Source organism: Spirulina subsalsa FACHB-351 (assembly GCF_026130165.1).
In the GTDB taxonomy this organism is placed as follows: Bacteria; Cyanobacteriota; Cyanobacteriia; order Cyanobacteriales; family Spirulinaceae; genus Spirulina_A; species Spirulina_A subsalsa_A.
In genome coordinates, this window is sequence record NZ_JAIHOM010000023.1 from 46096 (window position 1) to 52830 (window position 6735).

Consider the following 6735-nt stretch of genomic DNA (forward strand, 5'->3'; position numbering starts at 1 on the left):
CGTTCATTCCTAGGATGCGCGGCGGTTTTGCTCCATGTCCAATTCCCCATCACTGACTCGGAGGAATCCCTTCAATCGCAATTAACGCCTCACTCACCGCCCGCACCACCGGACCAGCCACCGTAGACCCAAAAGCATTATCTCCCTTGGGTTCATCCAACACCGCCAAAACAACATATTTGGGGTCTTCTACAGGTAAAGCAGCAATAAAACTCACAATCTTGAGATCACTATAATAGCCCCCCGCCGGACTCGCCTTCTGAGCCGTCCCCGATTTACCCCCAAGGCGATAATTGGGGATTTTCACCGTCGCCCCGGCAGAGGAATTAATTGTATCCTCCATCTTGCGCATCACAATGTTTGTCGTTTCCTCCGAGAAAATGCGCTCCGGTTTGGGGAGAGGAAGGCGTTTCATTACATTCCCTTCCCCATCAATCATGGCATTCACAACATGGGGCGTGACCAACTTCCCGCCATTGGCTAAAGCCGCATGGAGTTGTACTAACTTCAGGGGCGTGAGAGAAAAACCTTGACCGAAAGAGCTAGTGGCCGCCTCCACCGGAGAAGCAAAAAACTGTTGGGGACTTTTGAGTTGTCCGGCCGATTCCCCCGGTAACTCAATGCCCATGCGTTGGTTCATTTTTAGATTTTGCAGTGCCTCGTAATAATCCTGAACCCGCATTTTACGAACCAAGTTAACCATCGCTACATTGCTCGAATAAATCAGGGTTTCACTTAAATTAAGTCGTCCGCGGCCTCCCCGTCGTTCAAAATCATGGTTACGGATTTCCCAGCGTTCAATCTGAACGCGACCTGGATCCGCCAGAATGGTATTTTCGTTAATTACGCCTTTGTCGAGGGCGATCGCAATATTAATCGGTTTAAACGTCGATCCCGGTTCATACAAGTCCGTAATCGTCCAATTTTTAAACAAATTGATGTTATACCTTGAATATTCATTGGGATCAAACGTCGGTTCAGTAACCAACGCCAAAATCGAGCCATCCCGAACATCCATCACAATCACCGCCCCCCGCTTCGCCTGATAGTTCGTCACCTGTTGTTTCAAGATGGAACGAGCCACCCGTTGCAAACGCATATCCAGAGTCAACTGCAACCGTTGATCATCAAAATTCATAAACCCTTCCGGGATATGATCTGGCATCAGCGCCCCATTTCCCGCCCGATTCAGTCGCAGCGTGCGCACATTGCGCTCCAACAAATCCTGCTGGGTAAATTCCAGCCCCGACTGCCCCTTATGGTCAACATCCACATAGCCCACAATCTCCGCCGCTAACTCCTGCTGGGGGTACAAACGGGAATATTGACGAATTAACTCTAAACCATCCAACCCCAAGGCCGCCACTTGATCCGCCCGTTCTTCCGGCAAACGATGGGCAATGGGAATCCCACTCGCTCGCCGTTGGAACGCCTCCAACAACCGTTCTGGATTCCGTTCCAAAATGGGGGCCAACCGAGTCGCTATTTCCTCGGGCGGAATTTTGAACAGCTTAGGATGGGCAAATAACTTATACACTAAACGGTCTGTGGCTAAGACATTCCCATGACGGTCTACAATTGGTCGTCGCGGCACATAGGGGCGCATATAGACCATCTGTTGCTGCTGGGCCTTCTCCATAAACTCATCGCCCTGCACAATCTGCAACTGGTAGAGATGAAACGCCAAGGCCGCACTCCCCGCTAATAATGCACCCCACACCAGTAACAAACGACTCCAAAGCAAACGGCCTGTTTTACGATTCCGACCCACCCAGCCCCCTTTCCGTTGTTTCTTCGGAGTCGGGGATTGTGGAGGAACAGTCGAGGCATGAGGACGAGAAGATGAGGTTTTCGGACGTAAAACAGTGACTTTGGATCCGGCCATTACTAATATCCCAGAGGGGTTACAAAAGTGGTTTCATGATCCCTTGTGGTGGGAGCAGGTTCAGAGGTGAAAGGACTCTCCATCGACCGTTGTAGGAAGATGGTATTATCCGGACTCGGGGCAACCATACCCGTTTCAGGACGGTTGGCCTGTTGAGCGAGTTGGTTTTTGAGCAGTTCATCGGCCACAGTTAGATTGCGTTGAGCGCGTTGGAGGTTTTCTAGTCTACGGTAATCTTGACTCCACTGTTGCTGAATATACACGGTGGAGGAGTAGACAATCAAAACCGCCGTAATGAGGCAAAAGGTCACAATAGAAGACCCATGTTGAATACCCAGTAATACCCGTAACCAGATGGGCAGTTTCGGACGGGGGGCAACAGGTCTTAGGGGCGTAGGACGGGGCATTTCCCGCCGTTGTGACCCCGGATGAGGAGGTTGGGAACGGTTGGGGGTGGGATAGGATTGGAGGGGGGAGGGATTGGGCCGGGGAACAGGTCGCTTGGGGAATTGAGCGACATTGTTGGGGGGTGGGGGAGTGGGAGATCCTTTCCAAGCGGGATGACGAGCAACCTTGCTGCCCCCGTTGCGGGGAGGAGCAGGAGGGTTCGATCCTTTACGAGTTTTGGTGGATCGGGCTGTTCGCGTAGCGTCTCGAAGAGAACGAATGGGACGGGGAGAAGCTGTCATAATACCACTTTAGAAAATCTGTTGAAGTTTTATCTTACTCATTACCATGCTCCTGCTCCAGTTTAGTACGTCTCATTATTGTCGCAAAGTCCGTTTAGCTTTGGGGTATAAAAAAATTTCTTTTGCCGTGGAAAATTTGACTCCGGGAGCCCATTTACTACGGGTTAAGCCTTTGACGGGACTGAATACGGTTCCGGTGTTATTGCCCCAACAAGCGGGAGAACCCGAGGCGATCGCAGACTCCACCGCTATTTTTCATTATCTAGAGCAAATTTGTCCAGAACCCTCTTGGCAATGTGGCGAGTCTCATACCCTACAAACTCAGGTGAATTTACTAGAAGACTGGCTTGATGAAAGCATTGGCACCGCCACCCGTTTCGTTTACTATCACTTCCGGGCCGGAGCCGGGAAAAGCATTGATCCCTCCCTCGCCAGTCAGATGGTGATTCAGGTCGTGCGCTGGCAATATGGCATCACCGAAACCGCCGTGAAACAGGCTCAATGCCGTTTAGAACAAGCCATGGTGATTTTAGGCCACTGGCAAGATCAGCCTTATCTCGTGGGAAATCAATTAACCCTAGCCGATTTAACCGCCGCCGCCCTCTTAAGTCCCTTAGCCTTAATTCCAGAATATCGTCAGTCCTACCCTTGGTTATTTCACCGCATTGGGGAGATTCATCACCAATGCGGCGAACCCCTACCCCCCGGGCTATCTTGAAATGTCACTCATAGGACTCCCGTTAGAAGCTTGGCCCAGTCAAGAATCTGTGAAGCAGGAAATCTTAAACGCGAGTTTAAGATTCCCCCGTTAGCGAAGCAATTAACGGCGGGAGTATGTCAAAATAGCGTCAGCATTAGAACATTTAGGGCTTGCTCTGCTTCCATCTAGCATCCGGTTCTTTTCAGCCCGCCCTAACTCAAAAATCTCCGTCCCTTGAGAGCGGAAATTGTCCATTAATTTTTCTAGTATTGATTTTTGTAGCCAGGAGAAACACAATGGCCCGTATTACCGATCGTGCCTACCATATCCTGCTTAAAGAAGCCGAAAAATGCGCTTCTTTAGCCCCCCTCGATGCTCAGGTAGAACTCCGTATTGTTCGCAAACGCCTTGACAAACTTCGCAACGGATCCGGTCGATTGGTCTCGGAAGCCGAAATAGCAGCCACGGTCAAAGATATGTTTCCCGACTTTAGCGATGAAGTCATTGCCGAGGCCGCTAAGACCCATCAATCCCCCACGACGGCCTTAGATGGGCTAAAATTCCCCATTCTTTTCATTCTCAGCCTACTAGGAATCATCTGGGTTGTGAATCTCCCCTTTCCCCCCATTCGTCGCCCCATTGCGAAAGCAGCCCCCCTTCTCCTGTTGCCGAGTTTCATCAGCATGGACTCCAACTATCGCCAAGCTGTCTCGAAAGTGGAACAGGCTGATCAACTGGTTAATCGTTCCACCAGCAAGGAGGATTTCCAATTAGGAGCGCGTAAGGTGACTGAAGCCAAAAGACACCTTAACGCTCTTCCCGTCTGGTTTTTAGGCTATGAACCCGTTACCTATTGTAATTGGTTCGGCTGTACTTGGCGTTTTACCTTTGATGAGTTTGAGCAAGCCCGGAAAAGTGTGGGGCGCATGGAGGCGAAGGTTTTTCAGGAAACCAATGCCCTGCAACAACTCGAACAGGCGGAGCAAGCGATTCAAGAGTCGAAACTTGACTATCAAAAAGCGGCTAATCCAACTGAACAACAAAACGCGGTGCTGTCGTGGCGGGCGGCCATTGATCAGTTAACGCAACTGCCTCCGGACACTTTAGCTGGGCGGAATGCTCAACAAAAACTCCACGCCTACCAACGGGATTTGCAGGAAGTGGCGGGGAGTCTAACCAGTAATGAGCGCTCCAGTACCTTGGTGACAGTGGCGAAACAGTTTGCGTGGCACGCCGCCCAGAGTAGTCAGAATCCGCCCCATCCGGCTAGTAAATGGCAACAGATTGAGCAATCGTGGGAACGAGCGATTGAGGAGTTGCAGAAGGTTCCACCAGAGGAAAGTCAGGGCTATTTACAGGCTCAGACTTTGATTGCCCAATATACCCAGAATCTGGGTGAAATTCGCTTGCGTCGAGAGGCCGAGGAACAGGCTAACGCGGCCTTAACCAAGGCTCAGGAGGGCATAGAACGGGTTATTGCGGGGATTCCGGCCAATCCTGAACATATGGACCGGAGTCTTGTGGCGGCACAGTTGCAGGGGATCTTGAATGAGTTGGATCGGGTTCAGGCGGGTACGACATCTCATGAGAAGGCCAAGGAATTGGAGAAATTTGCTCGCGATCGCCTGAATCAACTCCAACCTTAATTAAGGCTTCCCGAGTGCGTATCTAATCCCGAGAGCAGGGGAGTAGGGAAGAGGGGGAACAATTACCTATTCCCTATTCCCTATTACCCAACTTTGACAAGTTAAGCTTGTGTGCCTTTTGTCAAGTAGAGGCAGCAACGTTTTTTGTACTTTCAAACTCTTTCAAGATTAATAAATCGGCATCTCCTGTAATTATAAATTCTGCTTGACTATCTTTGGCTAATGCCAATACACTTTGACGTTGGCGATACTCCTGTTTAGATAACTGTCGCCCCCCCGGTTGATTGTGCAGCGACTCGAACCCCTGCCGCACCTCTTGACGAAATTCCGTCACTTCTTGGCGCAACTCCTCTAGGCGTTCCTCTAGGCTTTGTAGCAATTCGGTGATGGTGGTTTCCATCACCCCCAACTGGTGACACACTTCCGCAAAACCCGAATCAATCCTGCGGGAAATATCGTTAAAAAATGCCTGCTGCTGGGCAACCGTTCCCCGTAACTGGGTTTCTAATTCCTGGAACTGTTGCAGAATTTGACTGAACTCCTCAGCCTTCATCCCCCCTTGACTGGCTTGCAGTTGACTCAGTTGTGCCTGCATTCGGGTGAGTAACTGCAAGGTTAACCCGGCAAAGGCTTTCCCATCATTGGCAAAGTCTTCCTTAAGGGTTTCTCGCAAGGCTTTGGGGAAGGTGGTATGCAGTAATTCGGCGACTTTTTGACGCACCTCTGGGGGAATGGGAAACCCACCCCCTTTACAGGCTTTCATATTGAGGCGGATGAAAATATTCCCCCATTCTGTAGCAGTGAGGTTGCCTTGTTGGGTGAGTTGGAATTCTTCCGGGGTGAGAAATTGGTCGAGTTTGGCTTCTCGCAGTTCGGGGTAACGTTGCTGGGTGAGTTCCTGTTGGGCGATGTGCAGCCAGTTATCCTTGGCTTGGGCAGCAATTTTTTCTAAATATTGGCGGGTTTTGCCTTGCTGTTGTTTGGCGGCGAGGGTGATGACGGCAGCTATGGCTTTTCCCACCGCCTTGGTTAAGTCATGATTTTCTAGGGAGACTTCCCCCTCTCTTCCATCGAGTAACGCATCAATGACATTGGCAGTATTGCCCGCAGCCACACTCCCTAGGGCAGTTGCCAAGACTGTCCCCCAAACAATCCCTTCTCCGGCGAGTAAGGGGGGAAATGCCACGCCACCCAAGACGCAGCTACCACCGACGATTAATTTTACGAGCGATCGCCTTCCATCCATAGTCATCTCCTCAACCCTGTGATGATTCTAAGGGAATTTTGATCATTGATGATTCTGGCGCACTCGCGTTGAACGTAGCTGGAGTCAGGATAAAAATTCCAGTTGCTCAGGCCCCTTTACTCCCTCTGGAACTGGAGCAAACCTCAACCCGTGATCGACGGTAATGATCCGGATTCCGGTCAACCTAAGCTGGTGGAGGCAACCCCTAGCGATCGCCTTGCCCCTATCCTCTCCCTCACACAACTCCGGCTGTTTTTAGCAGAGGGACGAGGTAATGCCTTATGCTGAATCAGGAGAGGGTGGCGATCGGCCCCGAGCCATTCCTCCGGTATGTTGAGTTAAACTCTGATCTCCTTTTGACCGAAAATAATGGGATACAAGCCCCGTCCTTCAGGACGGCTTTTTATTACCCATTTTTCAATTCCATGTTATTATAATATTCGATATCCATTAACTCAGTATCATCCGTGTTTGTCTACGAGTTTAAGGTCTACCCTAAACCACAACAAATAACCGCCATTAATGAAGCAATTAGGACATCCCAATTTGTCCGAAATAAAGTCCTTCGT

Annotated in this window: 5 protein-coding genes and 2 pseudogenes; 4 read left to right on the forward strand and 3 right to left on the reverse strand. The window is 50.4% G+C overall.

Annotated features, from left to right (window positions below; all coding sequences use genetic code 11):
* Nucleotides 1–49: 49 nt before the first annotated feature.
* Both K4A83_RS06570 and K4A83_RS06575 read right to left on the reverse strand, forming a co-directional pair.
* Nucleotides 50–1885 (reverse strand): peptidoglycan D,D-transpeptidase FtsI family protein, encoded by a 1836-nt coding sequence (locus K4A83_RS06570; RefSeq protein ID WP_265263655.1) that lies wholly within the window; start codon nucleotides 1883–1885, stop codon nucleotides 50–52.
* A 2-nt stretch (nucleotides 1886–1887) separates the two neighbouring features.
* Nucleotides 1888–2574 (reverse strand): hypothetical protein, encoded by a 687-nt coding sequence (locus tag K4A83_RS06575; RefSeq protein ID WP_265263656.1) that lies wholly within the window; start codon nucleotides 2572–2574, stop codon nucleotides 1888–1890.
* 46 nt (nucleotides 2575–2620) lie between these two features.
* Here K4A83_RS06575 and K4A83_RS06580 point away from each other — a divergent pair, with 46 nt between their 5' ends.
* Nucleotides 2621–3292, forward strand: coding sequence for a glutathione S-transferase (locus K4A83_RS06580; RefSeq protein ID WP_265263657.1), 672 nt, complete (start codon nucleotides 2621–2623; stop codon nucleotides 3290–3292).
* A gap of 278 nt (nucleotides 3293–3570) precedes the next feature.
* Nucleotides 3571–4920, forward strand: a complete 1350-nt coding sequence (locus K4A83_RS06585) for a hypothetical protein (RefSeq protein ID WP_265263658.1) — start codon at nucleotides 3571–3573, stop codon at nucleotides 4918–4920.
* 226 nt (nucleotides 4921–5146) lie between these two features.
* On the opposite strand, the pseudogene K4A83_RS06590 reads toward K4A83_RS06585, so the two are convergent.
* Nucleotides 5147–6166, reverse strand: a pseudogene (locus K4A83_RS06590) (NACHT domain-containing protein); the annotation flags it as partial.
* Between the two features lie 150 nt (nucleotides 6167–6316).
* Between K4A83_RS06590 and K4A83_RS06595 the strand changes: the two are divergent.
* Both K4A83_RS06595 and K4A83_RS23090 read left to right on the forward strand, forming a co-directional pair.
* On the forward strand, nucleotides 6317–6454 hold the full coding sequence (locus tag K4A83_RS06595) for a hypothetical protein (protein ID WP_265263661.1): 138 nt from the start codon (nucleotides 6317–6319) through the stop codon (nucleotides 6452–6454).
* A 179-nt stretch (nucleotides 6455–6633) separates the two neighbouring features.
* Nucleotides 6634–6735, forward strand: a pseudogene (locus tag K4A83_RS23090) (transposase); the annotation flags it as partial.